Source organism: Streptomyces sp. NPDC002788 (assembly GCF_053592115.1).
On sequence record NZ_JBSFVB010000023.1, the window covers coordinates 37,383 to 57,335 of the forward strand.

Consider the following 19,953-nt stretch of genomic DNA (forward strand, 5'->3'; position numbering starts at 1 on the left):
AACGGCCTGCTGCCCTGGCTCGCCCTGTGCCTGCCGCTCACCGTGCCGGTGCCCTCATCCCGGCGGAGATCCGCTCACCGTGCGGCCCGTCTCGGTCCGGCAGGGCTCTGCGCGAGGTCGATGTCGCACAGGGGTCGAACACAAGAGGGGCACCGGCCCGAAGGCGGTGCCCCTCTGTCATGGGCTCAAGCGGTCGGCGTCAGCTGCAGCCGCTCGTCGAGCCGCAGCCCTCGCAGATGTAGCAGGAGCCGGCGCGCTGCATCTTCGTACCGCAGGAGAAGCACAGCGGGGCGTCGGCCTGGATGCCCAACTGCATCTCCACCAGTTCAGCACTGGTGTGGGCCTGCTGCGGGGCGGGCTTGGCCGCCTCTTCCTGCTTCGGCGGCAAGACGGCCTTCAGCTCCTGGGCACGCGGTGCCGACTGGGCCAGGCCCTCGACGTCGACCTCGTCCTCGTTCGGCTCGTACGAACCGGTCTCCAGGTGCCGCTGACGCTCCTCGGCGGAGTGGATGCCGAGCGCGGAGCGCGTCTCGAAGGGCAGGAAGTCCAGCGCCAGGCGGCGGAAGATGTAGTCGACGATCGACTGCGCCATCCGCACGTCCGGGTCGTCCGTCATACCGGCCGGCTCGAAGCGCATGTTGGTGAACTTCGAGACGTACGTCTCCAGCGGCACGCCGTACTGGAGGCCGACGGAGACCGCGATGGAGAAGGCGTCCATCATGCCCGCGAGGGTCGAGCCCTGCTTGGACATCTTCAGGAAGACCTCACCGAGACCGTCGTCCGGGTAGGAGTTGGCGGTCATGTAGCCCTCGGCACCGCCGACGGTGAAGGACGTGGTGATGCCGGGACGTCCCTTCGGGAGGCGCTTGCGGACCGGGCGGTACTCGACGACCTTCTCGACCGCGGTCCGGATCGTCTCCTCGGCCTTCTCGGTGATCTCGGCCTTCTCCTTCTCCTTGGTCTTCGCGGAGAGGGGCTGGCCGACCTTGCAGTTGTCGCGGTAGATCGCGAGTGCCTTGACGCCCAGCTTCCAGGCCTCGAAGTAGATCTCCTCGACCTCCTCGACGGTCGCCGTCTCCGGCATGTTGACCGTCTTGGAGATGGCGCCGGAGATCCACGGCTGGATCGCGGCCATCATGCGGACGTGGCCCATCGGGGAGATGGCGCGCTCGCCCATGGCGCAGTCGAACACCTCGTAGTGCTCGGGCTTGAGGCCGGGGGCGTCGATCACGTTGCCGTGGTCGGCGATGTGGGCGACGATCGCCTCGATCTGCTCTTCCAGGTAACCGAGGCGGCGCAGGGCCTGCGGGACGGTGCCGTTGACGATCTGCATCGAGCCGCCGCCGACCAGCTTCTTGAACTTGACCAGCGCGAGGTCGGGCTCGACACCGGTGGTGTCGCAGGACATCGCGAGGCCGATGGTGCCGGTCGGGGCGAGCACGGACGCCTGGGAGTTACGGAAGCCGTTCTTCTCGCCGAGGCGAAGGACATCTCCCCAGGCCTCGCTGGCGGCGGCCCACACCGGGGTGTCCAGGTCGTCCATGCGGACGGCCTTGTCGTTGGCGTCCGAGTGCTGCTTCATGACGCGCTTGTGGGCATCGGCGTTGCGGGCATAACCGTCGTACGGGCCGACCACCGAGGCGAGTTCGGCGGAGCGGCGGTAGGCCGTGCCGGTCATCAGCGAGGTGATGGCGCCGGCGAGGGCGCGACCGCCGGCGGAGTCGTAGGCGTGGCCGGTGGCCATCAGCAGGGCGCCGAGGTTGGCGTAGCCGATGCCGAGCTGGCGGAACGCGCGCGTGTTCTCGCCGATCTTCTGGGTCGGGAAGTCCGCGAAGCAGATCGAGATGTCCATCGCGGTGATGACCAGCTCGACGACCTTCTGGAAGCGCTCGGCCTCGAAGGACTGGTTGCCCTTGCCGTCGTCCTTCAGGAACTTCATCAGGTTCAGCGAGGCCAGGTTGCAGGACGTGTTGTCCAGGTGCATGTACTCGCTGCACGGGTTCGACGCGGTGATGCGGCCGGACTCGGGGCAGGTGTGCCAGGTGTTGATGGTGTCGTCGTACTGGATGCCGGGGTCGGCACAGGCCCAGGCGGCCTCGGCGATCTTGCGGAAGAGGCTCTTGGCGTCGACCTCCTCGATGACCTCGCCGGTCATCCGGCCGCGCAGCCCGAACTGGCCGCTCTGCTCGACCGCCTTCATGAACTCGTCGTTGACGCGGACGGAGTTGTTGGCGTTCTGGTACTGAACGGACGCGATGTCGTCGCCGCCCAGGTCCATGTCGAAGCCCGCGTCGCGCAGGACGCGGATCTTCTCCTCTTCCTTGACCTTGGTCTCGATGAAGTCCTCGATGTCGGGGTGGTCCACGTCGAGGACGACCATCTTGGCGGCGCGGCGTGTGGCGCCACCGGACTTGATCGTTCCTGCCGAGGCGTCGGCGCCGCGCATGAAGGAGACCGGGCCGGAGGCATTGCCGCCGGAGGACAGCAGCTCCTTGGAGGAGCGGATGCGGGAGAGGTTCAGGCCGGCGCCGGAGCCGCCCTTGAAGATCATGCCCTCTTCCTTGTACCAGTCGAGGATCGACTCCATGGAGTCGTCGACGGACAGGATGAAACAGGCGGAGACCTGCTGGGGCTGCGGCGTGCCCACGTTGAACCAGACGGGGCTGTTGAAGCTGAAGATCTGGTGCAGCAGGGCGTACGCCAGCTCGTGCTCGAAGATCTCGGCGTCGGCGGGCGAGGCGAAGTACTTGTGGTCCTCACCGGCCTTCCGGTACGTCTTCACGATGCGGTCGATCAGCTGCTTGAGGCTGACCTCGCGCTGGGGGGTACCCACTGCACCGCGGAAGTACTTGCTGGTGACGATGTTGACCGCGTTCACCGACCAGAAGTCGGGGAACTCCACGCCGCGCTGCTCGAAGTTGACCGAGCCGTCGCGCCAGTTGGTCATGACGACGTCACGGCGCTCCCAGGCCACCTCGTCGTAGGGGTGCACCCCAGGGGTGGTGTGGATGCGCTCGACACGCAGGCCCTTGCTCGCCCTGGTGCTCTTGGCGCGGGAACTCCGTGCCGGACCGCTCGCCGTCTCTGTCATGCCGCCTCCCTGTACGGGCGAAAACGCCCTGAAGTGCCCCGTTGTTCCCGTGGCACGGTGTTCTGTCTGGTATTGCGGGCACCTACTCTCATCGCCCGCAACAGGTCTTCATATCGCCGCCGCCCGGCCGGGCCCCGAGCTGCCGTCCGGGTCCGGCCCGCCGGTCAGTCGGCGGCGCCTGCGGGCTCGGGGACGGGTGCCGCCCCTCCGGGCCCGCGGTCGTCTTCCTGGCTCCCCGCGTCCGCGCGGTCTTCGTCGTCCGCGTCGGGGTGTCCCGTCTCCGCCCTGAGTTCCGCGATGGCCACCTCGAAGTCGTCGAGCGAGTCGAAGGCTCGGTAGACGGACGCGAACCGCAGGTAGGCGACGAGATCCAGCTCCTGCAACGGGCCGAGTATGGCCAGCCCCACATCGTGGGTGGTCAGCTCGGCGCTTCCGGTGGCCCGCACCGCCTCCTCGACCCGCTGGCCGAGCTGGGCGAGCGCGTCCTCGGTGACAGGCCGCCCCTGGCACGCCTTGCGCACACCGTTGATGATCTTCGTACGACTGAAAGGCTCGGTGACTCCGGACCGCTTGACCACCATGAGCGAGCACGTCTCCACGGTCGTGAAACGACGGGAGCAGTCAGGGCACTGGCGGCGCCTGCGGATCGACGTGCCGTCGTCGGTCGTACGACTGTCGACGACACGACTGTCGGGGTGCCTGCAGAAGGGGCAGTGCATGAATTCCCAACCCTCCTCACAGCAGACTCAATAGCCTCGCTGGGCCTCTTGCGCCCCACGAAGCAGCCCCAAGCATAGGCGATGACCATGAGTGCGGAGACCCGGGGGACCACAACTTCTGGGCTGCTGTAGCAATCCAACCACTAGATGTGGGGATCAGCTCACACTTCCAGGCCGTACGCGCGTGTCGGACGCCAAGGCCCTGGTGACACATGACAGGCCGGGCCCCACCGCCCCCACGCCTTCGGCGGCACCGCTGTCCGCGACGTCACCCCGACACGGCCGCCTCCCTTTCGTACCGCAGGCGTATCGCTGCGGCACATGCGGAGATACCGTGGGCGCCGCGGGGAGGGGGCGTGGGACTCCCGCACAGATGAGGGCTCGTCCCAGGGCAGGGGGATGCCGGATGGCAGACTGGGGCAACAGTCCACGAGGCGATCACCCCGGCGGTGAAGAGTACAGCAATGGGCCCTTTTGCCCGCCAGGTGGCGCGGCCGCCAATACACCCGGACACATGATCGCGTCCGATGATTCGCGATTTTTCACTCGAACGTGTGTTTGGCGCAACCTTTCGAAAGCAACTACCGTTGTCCAGCAGGGAGACCATCGAGAGGGGCCGACGTGACCACCACCGCAGACAGCGCCGCCATCACTGCCCAGGACCGCTCCCAGGGCCGACTGGAGCCGGTGCATGCGATGAACGACGCCACGAACCCTGAGGGGCACAAGCGCTCCCTGCCGGGACGACCTCCGGGCATCCGGGCGGACAGCTCCGGACTCACCGACCGCCAGCGTCGGGTGATCGAGGTCATCAGGGATTCGGTGCAGCGTCGCGGCTATCCGCCGTCGATGCGGGAGATCGGCCAGGCCGTCGGCCTGTCCAGCACCTCCTCCGTCGCACACCAGCTGATGGCACTGGAGCGCAAGGGCTTCCTGCGCCGCGACCCGCACCGTCCGCGCGCCTACGAAGTGCGCGGCTCTGACCAGGCCGCCTCCGCGCAGCCCACGGACACGGCGGGCAAGCCGGCCGCGTCGTACGTCCCGCTGGTCGGCCGTATCGCCGCCGGTGGTCCGATCCTCGCGGAGGAGTCCGTCGAGGACGTCTTCCCCCTCCCCCGCCAGCTCGTCGGCGACGGTGAGCTGTTCGTCCTGAAGGTCGTCGGTGACTCGATGATCGAGGCCGCGATCTGCGACGGTGACTGGGTCACGGTCCGCCGCCAGCCGGTCGCAGAGAACGGCGACATCGTGGCCGCGATGCTCGACGGCGAAGCCACCGTCAAGCGCTTCAAGCGCGAGGACGGCCACGTCTGGCTGCTGCCGCACAACGCGGCCTACGAGCCGATCCCCGGCGACGACGCGACCATCCTCGGCAAGGTGGTGGCCGTACTGCGCCGCGTCTGACCCAGCGCGCCGCGTCGGGCGGGCCCAGTCGGCCCGCCCCCTGACCGGACCCCGGGACCCCTGCGCCGGTTCCGGGGTCCTGCGCTGTCCGGGGTCGGTATGTGAGCTGACCAGCGGGATCCAGGGCCGGCACCTGACATGGGGGCCGGCCTGTCGCTCGGTCGCCGCAGAGCGACCCCGAGTCAGCCGTCCTCCGCCTGCTGGGCCACCGCGTCGATCGCCGCGAGTGACTTCCGCACCTGGTTGCGGTCCGTCGTGTACCAGAAGTCGGGCAGCGACGCCTTCAGATACCCCCCGTACCGGGCCGTCGCCAGGCGCTGGTCCAGCACGGCGACCACGCCACGGTCGCCCGCCGCCCGTACGAGACGGCCGGCGCCCTGGGCCATGAGGAGCGCGGCGTGGGTGGCGGCGACCGCCATGAAGCCGTTGCCGCCCGCGTCCTCCACGGCCTTCTGGCGGGCGCTCATCAGAGGGTCGTCCGGGCGCGGGAACGGGATCTTGTCCATGACGACCAGCTGACAGCTGGGTCCGGGAACGTCCACGCCCTGCCAGAGCGAGAGTGTGCCGAAGAGGCAGGTCTTGGGGTCTGCCGCGAAGTTCTTGATGAGCTCGCCGAGCGTCTCCTCTCCCTGCAGCAGGATCGGGAACTCCGGGATCCGGGAGCGCAGCTCCTCCGCGGCCAGCTGGGCGCCGCGCATCGAGGAGAACAGGCCCAGGGTGCGCCCGCCCGCCGCCTGGATCAGCTCCGTCAGCTCATCGAGCATGTCCGCGCGGTCGCCGTCCCGCGCCGGGCGCGCCAAGTGCTTGGCGACGTACAGGATGCCCTGCTTGCGGTAGTCGAAAGGCGAGCCGACGTCGATGCCCTTCCACTGCGGGAGGTCGTCGCCCTCGGTGCCCTCGGGGGCGAGGCCCAGGGAGGCGCCGACGCCGTTGAAGTCGCCGCCGAGCTTCAGCGTCGCGGAGGTCAGAACCACGGAGCGGTCAGCGAAGAGCTTCTCCCGCAGCAGCCCCGAGACGGACATGGGGGCGACGCGCAGGGATGCGCCGAAGCGGTCGTGGCGCTCGTACCAGACCACGTCCCATTCGGAGCCGTTCGTGATCCGCTCCGCGACGTCGTGCACGTTCTCCACGGAGGCCAGGGCCTGCTTGCGGACCGCGTCCTCGTCCTGGACGGACTTGTCGCGGGTGGTGCCGATCGCGGAGATGACCGTCCGGCACGCGTCGCGCAGCGCCATGAGCGCGTACCCGAGGTCCTCCGGGATCTCCTCCAGACGGCCGGGAAGCGCCAGCTCCATCAACCGTTCGAAACCCTCGGCGGCGGTCTGGAGCTGATCCGCGGCCTTCTCGTTGACGAGTCTCGCGGCCCGGCGCACGGCTCGGTTGACCTGCCCCGGCGTGAGTTCGCCGGTGGCGACCCCGGTGACGCGGGAGACCAGTTCGTGGGCCTCGTCGACGATCAGCACCTCGTGCTGCGGGAGGACCGGGGCGCCCTCGATAGCGTCGATCGCGAGCAGCGCGTGGTTGGTGACGACGACCTCGGCGAGCTTGGCACGCTCACGGGCCATCTCGGCGAAGCACTCGGCGCCGTACGCGCACTTCGAGGCGCCCAGGCACTCCCTCGACGACACCGACACCTGGGCCCAGGCCCGGTCCGAGATGCCTGGCGTGAGGTCGTCACGGTCGCCGGTCTCGGTCTCGTCGGCCCAGTCGCGCACCCGCAGCAGGTCCTGGCCCAGCTTGCTGGTCGGAGCGGCCGCCTCGAACTGGTCGAAGAGGCCCTCCTCCTCGTCCTGCGGGACACCCTCGTGCAGGCGGTGCAGGCACAGGTAGTTCGACCTGCCCTTGAGCATCGCGAACTCGGGCCGGCGGCGCAGCAGGGGGTGCAGCGACTCGACCGTTCTCGGCAGGTCGCGTTCGACCAGCTGGCGCTGCAGGGCCAGGGTGGCGGTCGCGACGACCACACGCTCCCCGTGCGCGAGCGCGGGCACCAGGTAACCCAGCGACTTGCCGGTGCCGGTGCCGGCCTGGACCAGCAGGTGGGAGCCGTCGTCGATCGCTGCTTCGACGGCTTCGGCCATGGCCACCTGACCGGGGCGCTCCGTACCGCCGACGGCAGCGACGGCAGCATGGAGGAGTTCGGGGAGTGAGGGCTTCGTCATAGCGCGACCACCCTACGACCCGGCACTGACAAACGGGTGATCAAGGCGGGCGCAGGGGGCGGGATCAAGGGCTGGGACTCCTCGACGGGTGGTGACGGGTGGTGGAGGACGGTCACTGACCGGCGACCGTCTGCTGTGGCCGCCCGGGACAGGGCGAGCAGATCGAGGAATTCCGTCGGCGCGCGGAACCTCGGCGGCGCGGGCCGTGTTCAATGAGTGATGGCGCGGTGGCACAGCGCTACAGGAGATGCCGGACAGACCGGTCACGGACCATGAGGGCGGCCCGCTTGGCGGGCAGGTCGACCTCGGCGGAGAGCCGGAAGCCGGCGCTGAGGAAAGCGGCGACGGAGGGGGTGTTGCGGATGTCGGGTTCCGCGATGACGCGTGCGCAGGAGGGCCGCTCCGCGAGAACGAGATCGGCCACGGCGCGGAGCAGCAGGCCGCCGAGACCGCGTCCTCGGTCTGCGACCCCGCCGACGAGGAGATGCAGTCCGGTGTCGTGAGGCCGGGCCGGGTAGTGGCGGGCCAGGGGGTCCAGATCCGCCCGATAGATCTCCCAGTAGCTCATCGGCTTTCCGTCCAGCACGCCGATGCACGGCACGCTGCGTCCGTCACCGGCGAGCTGGGCTCGTAGATGGTCCTCGGTCACGCTCTGCGGTCCGGACAGTTCCCAGAAGGCCGCGGCGGCGGGGTCGTTCATCCAGCGGCTGATGAGTTGCAGGTCGCGTTCCACGCGTACGGGGACGAGGCGGAACACGCCCGAGGGCGTCTCGGCCGGCCCCCAGTCGGCGACGCGGTCGAGGAGATCCTCGTACGGAAGGCCGGAGGCCGCGCCGGCCGTGGTGAGGGGGAAGGAGCACCGTGCGGGGTCCTGGTCGCGCCACGGTGATCCGTCGCGGGTACCGGTCGCCTCTTCCGCGACGAGGGCGAGGAGTTCGTCCGGCAGCCGAAGGTCCATGGTGTCCTCGGCGTGCCCGTCCGCACCACGCTCAGCACCGGCGTCGGCACCAGAACCCGCACCGGAAGCCGCGTCCGTGCCGATGTCGGAGGGGTTGGTGGAACCAGCACCGGCACCGGAAAAGGAGTCGACATGGGCGTCGGCCCCCGCGGTGACAGCGATGCCGGTATCGGCGGTCGGTTCGACGGGCGGCACCGCACGCTCCTCTCAGAAGGGGGATGGGCATGTCCTCAGGGACGGATGAAGAAGGTCGGTCGTGGTCGGGGACCGTCGGGGTGATCAGCAGTACAGGGGGTTGGCGATGGTGACGTAGACGGACTGGGTGTCGACCGGGCCGACAAGTTCGTCCAGGCCGTGCAGCCGGGTCAGCAGGTTGGCCTTGCAGCGCAGGACGGGTGAGTCGAGCAGCCGGGCGGGCAGGGAGGTGCGCAACCGGTCCGGGCCGGAGGCGACGTTCCCGAGGAAACGGCGGAAGGCGGCGAGCAGCAGGCGTTCGTCCGCCAGTCGCTGGGAGCCGAACGCGCCGATGAGGCCGAGCACGTTGTTGACCGCCAGGTAGTACGCGAGGCGCTCGTCGGTGACCTCGTCGCCGACGAACGTGTCGCTCTGCTCTCCGATGCCGGGCAGCCGGGCGTCGAGGTCCGCGCGCCGGGACTCGCGGAAGTAGTAGCCCTGGTTGTCGCGGTAGCGGCCGCCCGCGGGCCAGCCGTCGGCGTCCAGCAGAAGCAGGGTGTTCTGCTGGTGGGCCTCAAGGGCGACGCCGGCCTCACCGTCCAGCCACAGGACGGGGCGCACAGCGTGCTCGAGGTACCGCAGGAACCACTCGGCGGCGACGGCTCCGCGGGGCCGGCCGGTCCGGCGGGCGAGGCGTGTGACGACCTCGGCCAGCCGAGACCGCAGGGCCGGGCCCGGTGTCTTCGGGGAGTCCGGGCCGGTTCCCGGCGGCGGGGTCGGTGAGCTCGGGCGCGGGGAGACGAGACCGGCGACGCAGGAGACATCGTCCGAAGGGCTGAACGGGTTGTGGCGGATCACCACGTCCAGACCGGGCAGCGGGGCGCCGTCGGATCCGTCGACAGCGAGCCAGGCGGGGTCGCGGACGATGTCGAAGCCCGGGTGCACAGCCTGCCACTGCTGCGCGAGGCCGCTGCGGAGCAGGCGGTGGATTTCGACGCCGCGGTGGAGCTCCTTGCGGAGATTCTCACGACGGGAGTTGGTGATGCGCAGGGCCAGCGACAGCTTGAGCATCGCGGGTGCGCCCGTCCGGTAGACGGTGCGTACGGAGGAGGTGGGCTGCCAGGGGGTGCCGTGGGTGCCCAGGTCACGGAGGAGTCCGCCGTCCAGCAGGGCAGCGGTCTCGGGACGGTGCAGGACCTCGCGCGCCTGCCAGGGGTGCAGGGGCAGGAGGGCGTACCCGTCGGGCAGCGGGATTCCGGCCCCGGCCAGACGGGCGGTGAGGGTGGCGGCGGCGACAGGGCGGCCGCGTTCGGTCCAGGAGGTGTCGGTGGCGAGGACGGAGGGGGCTACAGCCATCCAGTGCAGAGGGAAGGAGCCGCACAACTCGGGCGAGAACAGCCGGGCTTCGGCCTCGGAGAGACCCTCGCGGCTCTTCGGGGCCGGATGCAGGGGGTGTCCGAGGAGGAGTGCCTGCTCCGCGGAGAGGAAGAGATCGGGTCCGCCGGCCGGGTGTTCCCGGCGGTCGCTGAGGAAGACGGCGACGCGGCGGACGGAGTCGGCGACACTCGCGACGAACCCGACGCTGTCGACGACACCGGTGTCGACGGCGGGGTCTGCGGCACACATGGGACGGGGGTCCAGGGTGCTCACGGGAGTGCCGAAATCGCGGGCCGCCCTGGGACCGGCAGCAGGACCGGAGACGGATCCGGGGCCATGGCAGGGGCCGATCGCCCTGCGTGGCGTCTCCCTGGCGAGCAGGGCGGCGATCGTGACGGCGTCGGCCGGCGGAGCCGGGTCGGGAGCGTGGGCCAGACGAGGCGGGCCGAAGCGATGCCAGCCTGTCGGCGACCAGTAGCGGACCGGGGCGAGGAGGCCCGTGCCGCTGGCGGGAAGGGGAATGTGGAGGATGCCGTCGGCGGGGGCGGGTCGGCCTGTTTCGCGCACCCAACAGCGCAGCAGGTTCTCCACGGCGGCTGCCTGGGCGACGGTGTGCGGGTCGGGATGCTCCAGGGCGTCGGAGGCACAGCCGCCGTGCCCCAGCCCCTCGGCGCATTGGGCCGCAGGCCTCTGCCGGGGGACCGCCGGATTCTCCGACGCCCGCGAGGCCCCCGAGACTCGGTGATCAGCAGAGCCTTGTGCCCTCGTCGTGGCATGGCCGTCGGGTTCGGGGATGGCGTTCAAGACAGGTACCTCGTGGGATGGTTCCGGGGACATGCAGTCGGACAGGGCGAGGTTTGCGGACGAGAGAGCTACTCGGCCGCAGGCGTCAGAAGGTGAGGACTCGCGACGTGTAAGCCCGCGACGCGTAGGCCTGCGGCAGGAAGGCCAGTGAGCAGAAGACCGGCAGGGCGACGGTTCGTGGCGTGGCCCGTCACGCCCTGGAGACTCACTCGCCTACCCGGTGCTGCAGTGCGGCCCCGTGGCACCGGGCCACCGTCCCGACAGCGTCGGCCAAGCGGTCCAGTACGGCGGCCGCTTGTTCATCCGTGATCGTCAAGGGCGGCAGCAGCCGTACGACGCTCGCTGGACGGCCGCCGAGACCGACGATGAGGCCGCGCCGCAGGCACTCGCGCTGGACCGCGGCCGCCAGGTCGGGGGCGGCGGGAAGCGTCCGGCGTCCGCTGTCATGTGCCCCCGGTGCCCCCTTGCCGCCACCCGTGCCCTCTGCACCCCCCGAGGCATCCCGATCCACCAGTTCCACCCCGATCATCAGCCCTCTCCCCCTCACCTCTCCCACACACGCGAACTGCCCGACCAGTCCCTGGAGTTGATCGAGCATGCGTGACCCGACAGTCGCGGCCCGCTCGGCGAGACCGTTCTCGCGGACGTGGGCGAGGGTCGCCGCCCCGGCGGCCATGGCGAGTTGGTTGCCGCGGAAGGGGGCGGCCTGGGTGTCGGGTTCCCCGGTGCCGAGGTCGTCGCGGTGGACCACGACGGCCAGCGGCAGGCTGCCTCCGATGGCGTCGGAGAGGACCATCACATCGGGACACACCCCGCTGTGCTGGACCGCCCAGAAGGCGCCGGTCCGTCCGACGCCGGTCTGGATCTCGTCGGCGATGAGGGGGACGGACCGGTCGGCGGTGAGCTGCCGCATGCGCCGCAGCCAGGCGTCCGGCGCGGGGAGCACCCCGCCCTCGCCCTGGACGGGCTCGACGATCATCCCGGCGGGAAGCGACCGGCCCGGCCCGGGGTCGCCCAGGAGAGACGCGGCCCAGTCGGCGGCGTGGTCGACGCCGCGCTCACCCTCGAGCCCATAGGGGCAGTGGTAGCCCCGTGAGCTGGTCGGGCGGGCGGCCCGTGTGTCGGCGGACGCGTCGAGTGATCCCGTGGCGGTGCAGTGGTGGGCGCCGGTGAACGTCACGAGACCGGTCCGCCCGGTCGCCGCGCGTGCCAGTTCGGAGGCGGTGTGCAGGGCGTCGCTGCCGGACGGGCCGCAGAACCGCACGCGGGCCCGCGCGGCGAGTTCCGGCGGCAGGGTGCGGAGGAGCTCGGTGACGAAGGCTTCCTTGACGGGGGTGGTGAAGTCCAGGGCGTTCAGGGGCGCGCCGGAGTCGAGGACCTTGCGGATGGCGCCGAGAACGACCGGGTGGTTGTGCCCGAGGGCGAGCGCGCCGGCGCCGGAGAGGCAGTCCAGGTAGCGGCGGCCGTCCGCGCCCTCGATGGTCAGTCCTCGTGCCCGCACGGGCACGATCGGCAAGGCGCGGGCGTAGGTGCGGGCCGCGGACTCGCGTGCGGACTGGCGGCGCGGGAGCACCTCCTGCGCGGATCGTGCTGCCGGGACCGTGTCCTCGGCGGCTCCACCGGGGAAGGATTTCACCTGCGTACGCCGCACAGCGGCCTCCTCTGACGCACAACCCCCACGAGCGGATTCCGCCACGGCTTGCCTGACCTCCCACTGGGCACGGGTACGGAGGACCGCACACAGACAGCAGGACCCCCACCGCTACCAACCCCGGACCGCGCACGGGGTTACGGGTTGCATCAAGATCCTTTCCGTGACGGAACTGTTGCCGTTCCGTCGGACCGCCCCCACAGCCACCGCATAGTGTGTGGTGCCGTTCCCGGACGCCGTGATGCCGTGAGACCGACCTGAACTCCCCGCGAGTCGGGCGGAGATCACGCCCGAGGCGACGGTTCGTTCCAGTTCGTTTCACCTCAGGGGGAGTCAGATCATGCGATCCACACGGCAGTCGTCCGTCACCGGCCGAGGGGGGAGGGCGCACCGCAGGAACTCCCCCGTGCTGGCCGCCGTGGCCCTCGCCTCGGCGCTCGCGCTGACCGCCACCGCCTGTGAGTCGGGGGACGCCGAGGCGAGCGGTGAGTCCTCCCCGTCCGCCATCACCTCGGACGACGGCAAGTTGAGGATCCCGGACGACATCCGGGACCGGCTCCGCGAGCACGGGATCGACATCGACAAGTGGAAGAACGGCGCCTGGAAGAACTGGGACCGGGACGAATGGCTGCGCGAGGCCAACGAGTACGTCAACCCGATCATCGAGGGCCTGTGGGACCCGGACCGCATGCGGGAGGCCGAGGAGCCGGACCAGGGCGTCGGCGACCTCTCCGGTGACCAGGGGGTCACCGACCCCGCACCCCAGCCGGTCGAGGCGCAGGCCGTGCCGCCGTCGTACCACGCCAACGCGCCCACGGCAGGCAAGGTGTTCTTCGACTCCCCCGAGGGCTCGGCCGTCTGCTCGGCGACGGTGGTGAAGGACCCGGCCCACCCGGGCAAGTCCAACCTGGTGTGGACGGCGGGCCACTGCGTGCACGCGGGCAAGAAGGGCGGCTGGTACCGCAACATCGCGTTCGTGCCGTCGTACAACGACGACGGCAAGCCGGTCGAGGCGCTGGAGAACGCCACCCGTGAGGACGTTGCCCCTTACGGCGTCTGGTGGGGCGACTGGGCGCAGACCTCGGACCGGTGGATCGAGCAGGGCGGGTCGACGGGCGGGGACGGCGCCCCGTACGACTTCGCGGTCATCCATGTGACGCCGGAAAAGGGAAGTGGCGGCAAGTCGCTGGAGGAGACGGTCGGTTCGGCGCTGCCGGTCGACTTCAGGGCGCCCGCCGTACCGAAGGTGAAGAGCCTCACGGCGATCGGCTACCCGGCCGCGCCGCCGTACGACGGGCAGAAGCTGTACCAGTGCCAGGACCGGCCCGGGCGGCTGTCGGTCACCGCGTCGGATCCGACGATGTACCGCATCGGCTGCACCATGACCGGCGGTTCGTCCGGCGGCGGCTGGGTCGCGACGGGCTCGGACGGCGAGCCGGCGCTGGTGTCCAACACCTCGATCGGCCCGGTGACGTCGGGCTGGCTGGCGGGACCGCGCCTGGGCGACGTGGCCAAACGCGTGTACGACTCGGTCAGTGAGAAGTACGCGGAGCGGTGAGCACCGACTGAGCGCCTCGGCGGTGGGGTGGCGCCCGGCGCACCGGCAGGGTACCGGGCGCCCCTGACGCGCCGGGTGCTCCGGCCATGTACCCGGCGCACCGGCGTGTGGGCTCATCAGACACCTTCACGACCCCACCCCCGTATGCGGGCGCAGTGGGGTGTCGCGCCGGAGCCGGGGCCTCCGGCGCATTCATGACATGCACACGCAGCACGCATGAGCGACATGAGCAAGACCTACGGCGGTCGCTGACCGGGGCATGCCGAAGGCCCACTCCCTGGGAGGCGCTTTCCAGGGGGCGGGCCTTCTCACTTCAGGGCCGACGGCGTCAGAGCGCCGGAGCCGGAACGTACGGCGTGAGCTCCGCCGCCAGTTCCTCATGCACCCGCAGCTTGAGCAGGGTGCCCTCCGGGGTGTGCTCCTCGGAGATCACCTCGCCCTCGTCGTGGGCACGTGCGACCAGCTTGCCGTGCGTGTACGGCACGAGCACCTCGATCTCGACCGACGGGCGCGGCAGTTCGTTGTCGATGAGCGCGAGCAGTTCCTCGATGCCCTGGCCGGTGCGGGCCGAGACGGCGATGGACCGCTTCTCGACGCGCAGCAGCCGCTGCAGGGTCAGGGGGTCGGCCGCGTCCGCCTTGTTGATCACGACGATCTCGAGCACGTCGGTGGCGCCGACGTCCCTGATCACCTCGCGCACGGCGGCCAGCTGCTCCTCCGGGTTCGGGTGCGAACCGTCCACCACGTGCAGGATCAGGTCGGACTCGCCGACCTCCTCCATCGTGGAGCGGAACGCCTCGACCAGGTGGTGCGGCAGGTGCCGGACGAAGCCGACCGTGTCGGCCAGCGTGTACAGCCGACCGCTCGGGGTCTCTGCCCGGCGCACGGTCGGGTCGAGGGTCGCGAACAGCGCGTTCTCGACCAGCACGCCCGCGCCCGTGAGGCGGTTGAGCAGCGAGGACTTGCCGGCGTTGGTGTAGCCCGCGATGGCCACGGACGGCACCTTGTGACGCTTGCGCTCCTGGCGCTTGATCTCACGGCCGGTCTTCATCTCCGCGATCTCCCGGCGCATCTTCGCCATCTTCTCGCGGATCCGCCGCCGGTCCGTCTCGATCTTGGTCTCACCGGGACCACGGGTGGCGAGGCCGCCGCCCTTGCCGCCGCCCATCTGCCGGGACAGCGACTGGCCCCAGCCGCGCAGCCTCGGCAGCATGTACTGCATCTGCGCGAGCGCGACCTGCGCCTTGCCCTCTCGGGACTTGGCGTGCTGCGCGAAGATGTCCAGGATCAGGGCCGTGCGGTCGATGACCTTGACCTTGACCACGTCCTCGAGGTGGATCAGCTGGCCCGGGCTGAGCTCACCGTCGCAGATGACGGTGTCCGCGCCCGTCTCGAGGACGATGTCGCGCAGCTCCTCGGCCTTGCCGGAGCCGATGTACGTGGCCGCGTCGGGCTTGTCGCGGCGCTGAGTGACACCGTCGAGTACGAGCGCGCCCGCGGTCTCCGCGAGGGCGGCGAGCTCCGCGAGGGAGTTGTCCGCGTCCTGCACGGTTCCCGTGGTCCAGACGCCGACGAGGACGACCCGCTCCAGGCGGAGCTGGCGGTACTCGACCTCGGTGACGTCCTCGAGCTCGGTGGAGAGGCCCGCCACACGGCGCAGAGCCGCGCGCTCGGAGCGGTCGAACTGGTCGCCGTCCCGCTCTCCGTCGATCTCGTGGCTCCAGGCGACGTCCTCTTCCATCAGGGCATCGGCCCGAAGACCCTCGGGGTGGCTGTGCGCGAAGCGCTTGGTGTCCTGGGAAAAGGAAGAAGAGGAGGTCATTGGATCCTTACGTAGCTTGGAAACCGTCTTGGCGACGGACCGCTGAGAGCCGTCCCGTCACTGTCCACAACGCACGAGCACTCCGGGAGATTCCCCGGCGCTCCGTGCCGCGCCGACCTGAAGATGTTCGCACGGCACGGGGCGTCTCGTCACCGTGTTATCGGGGGCCTGCCGCGGTCGGTGCGGCCGGCTTCACGGGCGCATCCGGCTTCCAGTCCGGGTGCCCCGGCATCGGCGGGGTCTTCTCGCCGTACAGCCAGCCCTGGAAGAAGCCCTCCATGTCGCGCCCGGCGATCTCGGTGGCGAGCCGGACGAAGTCCCGGGTCGTGGCCGTGTCGTCCTGGTGGCGGCCGACCCACGCGCGCTGCAGGCGTTCGAAGGCCGGGCGGCCGATCTCCTGGCGCAGGGCGTACAGGACGAGTGCGGCACCGTCGTAGACGTTGGGCCGGAAGATGCCGGTCTTGCGGCCCGGCTCGGGTGCCTTGGGGGCGGCGGGTGGTCCCCCGGCTGCGCGCCAGCGGTCGGAGGCGCCGTACGCGGCCTTCATCCGGTCCCGCACCGGCTTGCCGGCCTGCTCCTCGGCGTACAGGGCCTCGTACCAGGTGGCGTGCCCCTCGTTGAGCCACAGGTCGGACCAGGTGCCGGGGCCGACACTGTTGCCGAACCACTGGTGGGCCAGCTCGTGGACCATGATCGACTCGACGTACCACGGCGGGTGGACGGGCTCGGTGAACAGTTCCCGCTCGAAGAGGGAGAGCGTCTGGGTCTCCAGTTCGAAGCCGGTGGAGGCGTCGGCCATGAGCAGGCCGTACGTCTCGAAGGGGTAGCGGCCGACCTTGCTCTCCATCCACTCGATCTGGGCGGGCGTCTTCTCCAGCCAGGGTTCGAGGGCCTCGCGGAACTGTGTCGGTACGACGTCCCGGACGGGCAGGCCGTGCGGGCCGCTGCGGTGCAGCACCGTGGACCGGCCGATGGAGACCTGGGCCAGCTCGGTGGCCATGGGGTGCCGGGTCCGGTACGTCCACGTGGTCGAGCCGTCCGACCTGTCCACACCGTCGAGCAGGCCGTTGGCGACCGCCGTGTGCCCGTCGGGTGCGCTGACCCGGATGGTGAAGACCGCCTTGTCGGAGGGGTGGTCGTTGCACGGGAAGACCAGGTGCGCGGCGTCGGCCTGGTTGGCCATGGCGAGCCCGTCCGCGGTGCGCACCCAGCCACCCTCGCGCCCCTCGGCGGGCACGGGGTCGCTGGTGTGCCGGACGGTGATCCGCATCCAGTTGTCGTCCGACACGGAGTCCTCGGGCGTGATCACCAGGTCCTCGCCGACGGTGCGGAACTGCGCGGGGTCGCCGTCGACCTCGACCGACTCGACGGTGCCGTGGGCGAAGTCCAGGTTGACCCGCTCCAGGTCGGCGGTGGTCCAGGCGTCGATGGTGGTGACGGCCCGCAGCGGCTCGCGGTTGTTGCCCGGGTAGGTGAGGGAGAGGTCGTACGACGCGACGTCGTAGCCGGGGTTGCCCAGGTACGGGAAGAGGCGGTCGCCGACGCCGAGCGGGACGGCGGGGTCGCTCGCGGCGACGAGGCAGACGGAGACGGCCGAGGCCAGCAGTGCGGCGGATGTCCGTCGACGCAGGGTGCCGGACACTCGGAGGTGAGGGGTGTGGGGGGTGTGGGGCATGCCCCACCGCTACCAGCGCGCGCGGGCGCGACGGAGGCGGCGCGCGTCGGCCCCACCCGAACCGGGGACCGGCCCGTGCGCCGGGTGCCGTCCACTCTCAGCCGACGGGGGTCCCGGCCCGCCCAGTCCCTGCGTCGGACCGGCTCAGCCGCCCTGCGTCTGCGGCTGCGCCCGGCCCACGTCGTACACCCCGGCCACATTGCGCATGGCCCGCATCAGGGCGGGCAGGTGGGCCGCGTCCGGGAGCTGCACGGTGTACGTGTGACGCACCTGCTGCTGGGCCGGGGGCTCGACGGTCGCGGAGACGATCTCGGCGCCTTCTAGGGCCATGGCCTCGGTGAGGTCCGCGAGCAGGTGCGGACGGACGAACGATTCGGCGACCAGCGTGACCCGGCACTCGGCGGTCTCGCCCCAGCGCACACCGACTTCCGCACGCCCCCCGTCCCGCATACGCGCCACAGCGGCGCACTCCACGCGGTGCACCGTGACCGCTCCCCCGCGTACGGCGAAGCCGGTGATCTCGTCGGGCGGTACGGGCGTACAGCAGCGCGCGAGCCGGACGGTCGCGCCGGGCAGCTCGGCGAGGACATCGGCGGTGGCGGCGCGTGCGGCACACTGCTCGGGGGCCCCGTCCGCGTCGGGTGCGTCGGCGGCCGGCCGAAGAGCCGACCGGTCCTCCGGGGCCTCCTGCGCCTCGCTCCGCTGTGCCTCGGCCTGCACCGGGTGGGCGGCCAGCCACCGCTGGATGGCGATCCGGGCCGCGGGCGTGTGGGCGTGCTCCAGCCACTCCCGTGAGGGCTCGGACGCCGGGTCCTGGCCCATGAGGAGCTGGACGGTGTCACCGTCCTTCAGGACGGTGCTCAGCGTCGCGAGGCGGCCGTTGACGCGGGCGCCGATGCACGCATGCGCGTCCTCGCCGTACTGCGCGTACGCGGCGTCCACACAGGTCGCCCCCTCGGGCAGGCCGAGCGTGCCGCCGTCGGGCCGGAAGACGGTGATCTCGCGGTCCTGGGCTAGGTCCTCACGCAGGGTCGACCAGAAGTGGTCGGGGTCGGGGGCCGCCTCCTGCCAGTCGAGGAGCCGGGAGAGCCACCCCGGGCGCGTGGGGTCGACGCGCTCGCCGTCGGCGGGGTCGTCGGGGGCCGGCGCGTACGGGTTGCCGAGGGCGACGACGCCGGCCTCGGCGACCTTGTGCATCTGGTGCGTGCGGATGAGGACTTCGACGACCTGGCCGTCCTCGCGGGCGACCGCCGTGTGCAGGGACTGGTACAGGTTGAACTTCGGTACGGCGATGAAGTCCTTGAACTCCGAGACCACCGGCGTCATGCAGGTGTGCAGCTCGCCCAGGACGCCGTAGCAGTCGGCGTCCTCGTTCACCAGCACCAGGACGCGGCCGAAGTCGGAGCCGCGGAGCCGGCCGCGTTTGCGGGAGACCCGGTGCACGGAGACGAAGTGGCGGGGGCGGATGAGGACTTCGGCCGGGATGTCCGCCTCACGCAGCACGCCGCGCACCTCGTCGGCGACCTCGGCCAGAGGGTCGTCCGCACGGGCGGCGTTGCGGACGATCAACTCCCTGGTGTGCGCGTACTCCTCGGGGTGCAGAATCGCGAAGACCAGGTCTTCCAGTTCGGTCTTGAGCGCCTGGACGCCGAGCCGTTCGGCGAGCGGGATGAGCACGTCACGTGTCACCTTCGCGATGCGCTCCTGTTTCTCGGGGCGCATGACGCCCAGGGTGCGCATGTTGTGCAGCCGGTCGGCGAGTTTGATCGACATGACGCGAACGTCGTTGCCGGTGGCGACGAGCATCTTCCGGAACGTCTCGGGCTCTGCGGCGGCGCCGTAGTCGACCTTCTCCAGTTTGGTGACGCCGTCGACGAGGTAGCGGACCTCCTCACCGAACTGCTCGCGGACCTGGTCGAGTGTCACGTCCGTGTCCTCGACGGTGTCGTGGAGCAGGGAGGCGGTCAACGTCGTCGTCTCGGCGCCCAGTTCCGCGAGGATCAGGGTCACGGCGAGCGGGTGCGTGATGTACGGCTCGCCGCTCTTGCGCATCTGGCCGCGGTGCGAGGACTCGGCCAGGACGTAGGCGTGGCGCAGGGTTTCGAGGTCCGCGTCGGGGTGGTGGGCACGGTGGGCCTCGACGACGTGGCTGATGGCGTCGGGCAGCCGACCGCGTGCGGCGGGGCCGAGCAGGGCGGCTCTGCCGAGGCGGCGCAGGTCGATCCGGGGGCGGGCCTTTCTGCGCGGCGCTGTCGGCGTCACCGGCCCCGACACCGCGCCCGGCATCGGGCCTGGGGTCACGGAATTCGTGGCCTCCGCACTCATGGGCACCTCCGGCTGCGTCAACCGGCGGACGGGGTGCCCCAGGGCGGACACGGCTCAGGGGGCGGCTTCGGTCCCCGTCCGGGCCGGTGCTTGATGCTACCGAGCCCACCACGCCCGGCTGACCGCCTCTCGCCGAGCGTGAAACTGATCACCCATTCGAGGGACGAATGTGAGGTTTGCACCCCCGTACGCCGTGACCCTGGCGGCCCTTTCCCGCCAAGTGGCCGGTTCCTGGCGGC

General features: G+C 70.8%; 11 protein-coding genes. 2 read left to right on the top strand and 9 right to left on the bottom strand.

Annotation, left to right across the window (positions count from 1 at the left end):
* Positions 1-199: 199 nt before the first annotated feature.
* Together ACWD1U_RS32730 and nrdR are read right to left on the bottom strand one after the other, a co-directional pair.
* Positions 200-3,091 (bottom strand): vitamin B12-dependent ribonucleotide reductase, encoded by a 2,892-nt coding sequence (locus ACWD1U_RS32730; RefSeq protein WP_451112991.1) that lies wholly within the window; start codon positions 3,089-3,091, stop codon positions 200-202.
* A gap of 164 nt (positions 3,092-3,255) precedes the next feature.
* Positions 3,256-3,810, bottom strand: coding sequence for a transcriptional regulator NrdR (gene nrdR / locus ACWD1U_RS32735; protein WP_451112992.1), 555 nt, complete (start codon positions 3,808-3,810; stop codon positions 3,256-3,258).
* Between the two features lie 621 nt (positions 3,811-4,431).
* On the opposite strand from nrdR, the gene lexA reads away from it, so the two are divergent.
* The gene (lexA, locus tag ACWD1U_RS32740) at positions 4,432-5,211 is read left to right on the top strand and encodes a transcriptional repressor LexA (RefSeq protein ID WP_451112993.1); all 780 of its coding nucleotides are present in this window, start codon (positions 4,432-4,434) and stop codon (positions 5,209-5,211) included.
* A 182-nt stretch (positions 5,212-5,393) separates the two neighbouring features.
* On the opposite strand, the gene ACWD1U_RS32745 is transcribed toward lexA, so the two are convergent.
* The 4 genes from ACWD1U_RS32745 to ACWD1U_RS32760 all read right to left on the bottom strand — a co-directional run bounded on the left by ACWD1U_RS32745 (position 5,394) and on the right by ACWD1U_RS32760 (position 12,334).
* Positions 5,394-7,370 (bottom strand): ATP-dependent DNA helicase, encoded by a 1,977-nt coding sequence (locus tag ACWD1U_RS32745; protein WP_451112994.1) that lies wholly within the window; start codon positions 7,368-7,370, stop codon positions 5,394-5,396.
* 238 nt (positions 7,371-7,608) lie between these two features.
* Positions 7,609-8,523 (bottom strand): GNAT family N-acetyltransferase, encoded by a 915-nt coding sequence (locus ACWD1U_RS32750; RefSeq protein WP_451112995.1) that lies wholly within the window; start codon positions 8,521-8,523, stop codon positions 7,609-7,611.
* Positions 8,524-8,607: 84 nt separating this feature from the next.
* On the bottom strand, positions 8,608-10,683 hold the full coding sequence (locus ACWD1U_RS32755) for an IucA/IucC family protein (RefSeq protein ID WP_451112996.1): 2,076 nt from the start codon (positions 10,681-10,683) through the stop codon (positions 8,608-8,610).
* Between the two features lie 205 nt (positions 10,684-10,888).
* Positions 10,889-12,334 carry an aminotransferase class III-fold pyridoxal phosphate-dependent enzyme gene (locus ACWD1U_RS32760; RefSeq protein WP_451112997.1) on the bottom strand — a complete coding sequence of 482 codons (1,446 nt, stop codon included), beginning with the start codon at positions 12,332-12,334 and terminating at the stop codon, positions 10,889-10,891.
* A 340-nt stretch (positions 12,335-12,674) separates the two neighbouring features.
* Between ACWD1U_RS32760 and ACWD1U_RS32765 the strand changes: the two genes are divergently transcribed.
* Positions 12,675-13,892, top strand: a complete 1,218-nt coding sequence (locus tag ACWD1U_RS32765) for a trypsin-like serine peptidase (protein ID WP_451112998.1) — start codon at positions 12,675-12,677, stop codon at positions 13,890-13,892.
* 328 nt (positions 13,893-14,220) lie between these two features.
* Here the strand turns inward: ACWD1U_RS32765 and hflX are convergent, their stop codons facing one another.
* The 3 genes from hflX to ACWD1U_RS32780 form a co-directional block, all read right to left on the bottom strand.
* The gene (gene hflX / locus ACWD1U_RS32770) at positions 14,221-15,714 is read right to left on the bottom strand and encodes a GTPase HflX (protein WP_451112999.1); all 1,494 of its coding nucleotides are present in this window, start codon (positions 15,712-15,714) and stop codon (positions 14,221-14,223) included.
* Between the two features lie 157 nt (positions 15,715-15,871).
* Positions 15,872-17,389 carry a M1 family metallopeptidase gene (locus tag ACWD1U_RS32775; protein WP_451113000.1) on the bottom strand — a complete coding sequence of 506 codons (1,518 nt, stop codon included), beginning with the start codon at positions 17,387-17,389 and terminating at the stop codon, positions 15,872-15,874.
* Positions 17,390-17,533: 144 nt separating this feature from the next.
* Positions 17,534-19,714, bottom strand: a complete 2,181-nt coding sequence (locus ACWD1U_RS32780; protein ID WP_451113001.1) for a RelA/SpoT family protein — start codon at positions 19,712-19,714, stop codon at positions 17,534-17,536.
* Between the last annotated feature and the right edge of the window lie 239 nt (positions 19,715-19,953).

Bases quoted from the DNA above. Each gene is read 5' to 3' on its own strand.
- hflX (WP_451112999.1), bottom strand. From the start codon at position 15,714: ATGACCTCCTCTTCTTCCTTTTCCCAGGACACCAAGCGCTTCGCGCAC.
- nrdR (WP_451112992.1), bottom strand. From the start codon at position 3,810: ATGCACTGCCCCTTCTGCAGGCACCCCGACAGTCGTGTCGTCGACAGT.
- ACWD1U_RS32780 (WP_451113001.1), bottom strand. From the start codon at position 19,714: ATGAGTGCGGAGGCCACGAATTCCGTGACCCCAGGCCCGATGCCGGGC.
- ACWD1U_RS32730 (WP_451112991.1), bottom strand. From the start codon at position 3,091: ATGACAGAGACGGCGAGCGGTCCGGCACGGAGTTCCCGCGCCAAGAGC.
- ACWD1U_RS32745 (WP_451112994.1), bottom strand. From the start codon at position 7,370: ATGACGAAGCCCTCACTCCCCGAACTCCTCCATGCTGCCGTCGCTGCC.
- ACWD1U_RS32775 (WP_451113000.1), bottom strand. From the start codon at position 17,389: ATGCCCCACACCCCCCACACCCCTCACCTCCGAGTGTCCGGCACCCTG.
- ACWD1U_RS32765 (WP_451112998.1), top strand. From the start codon at position 12,675: ATGCGATCCACACGGCAGTCGTCCGTCACCGGCCGAGGGGGGAGGGCG.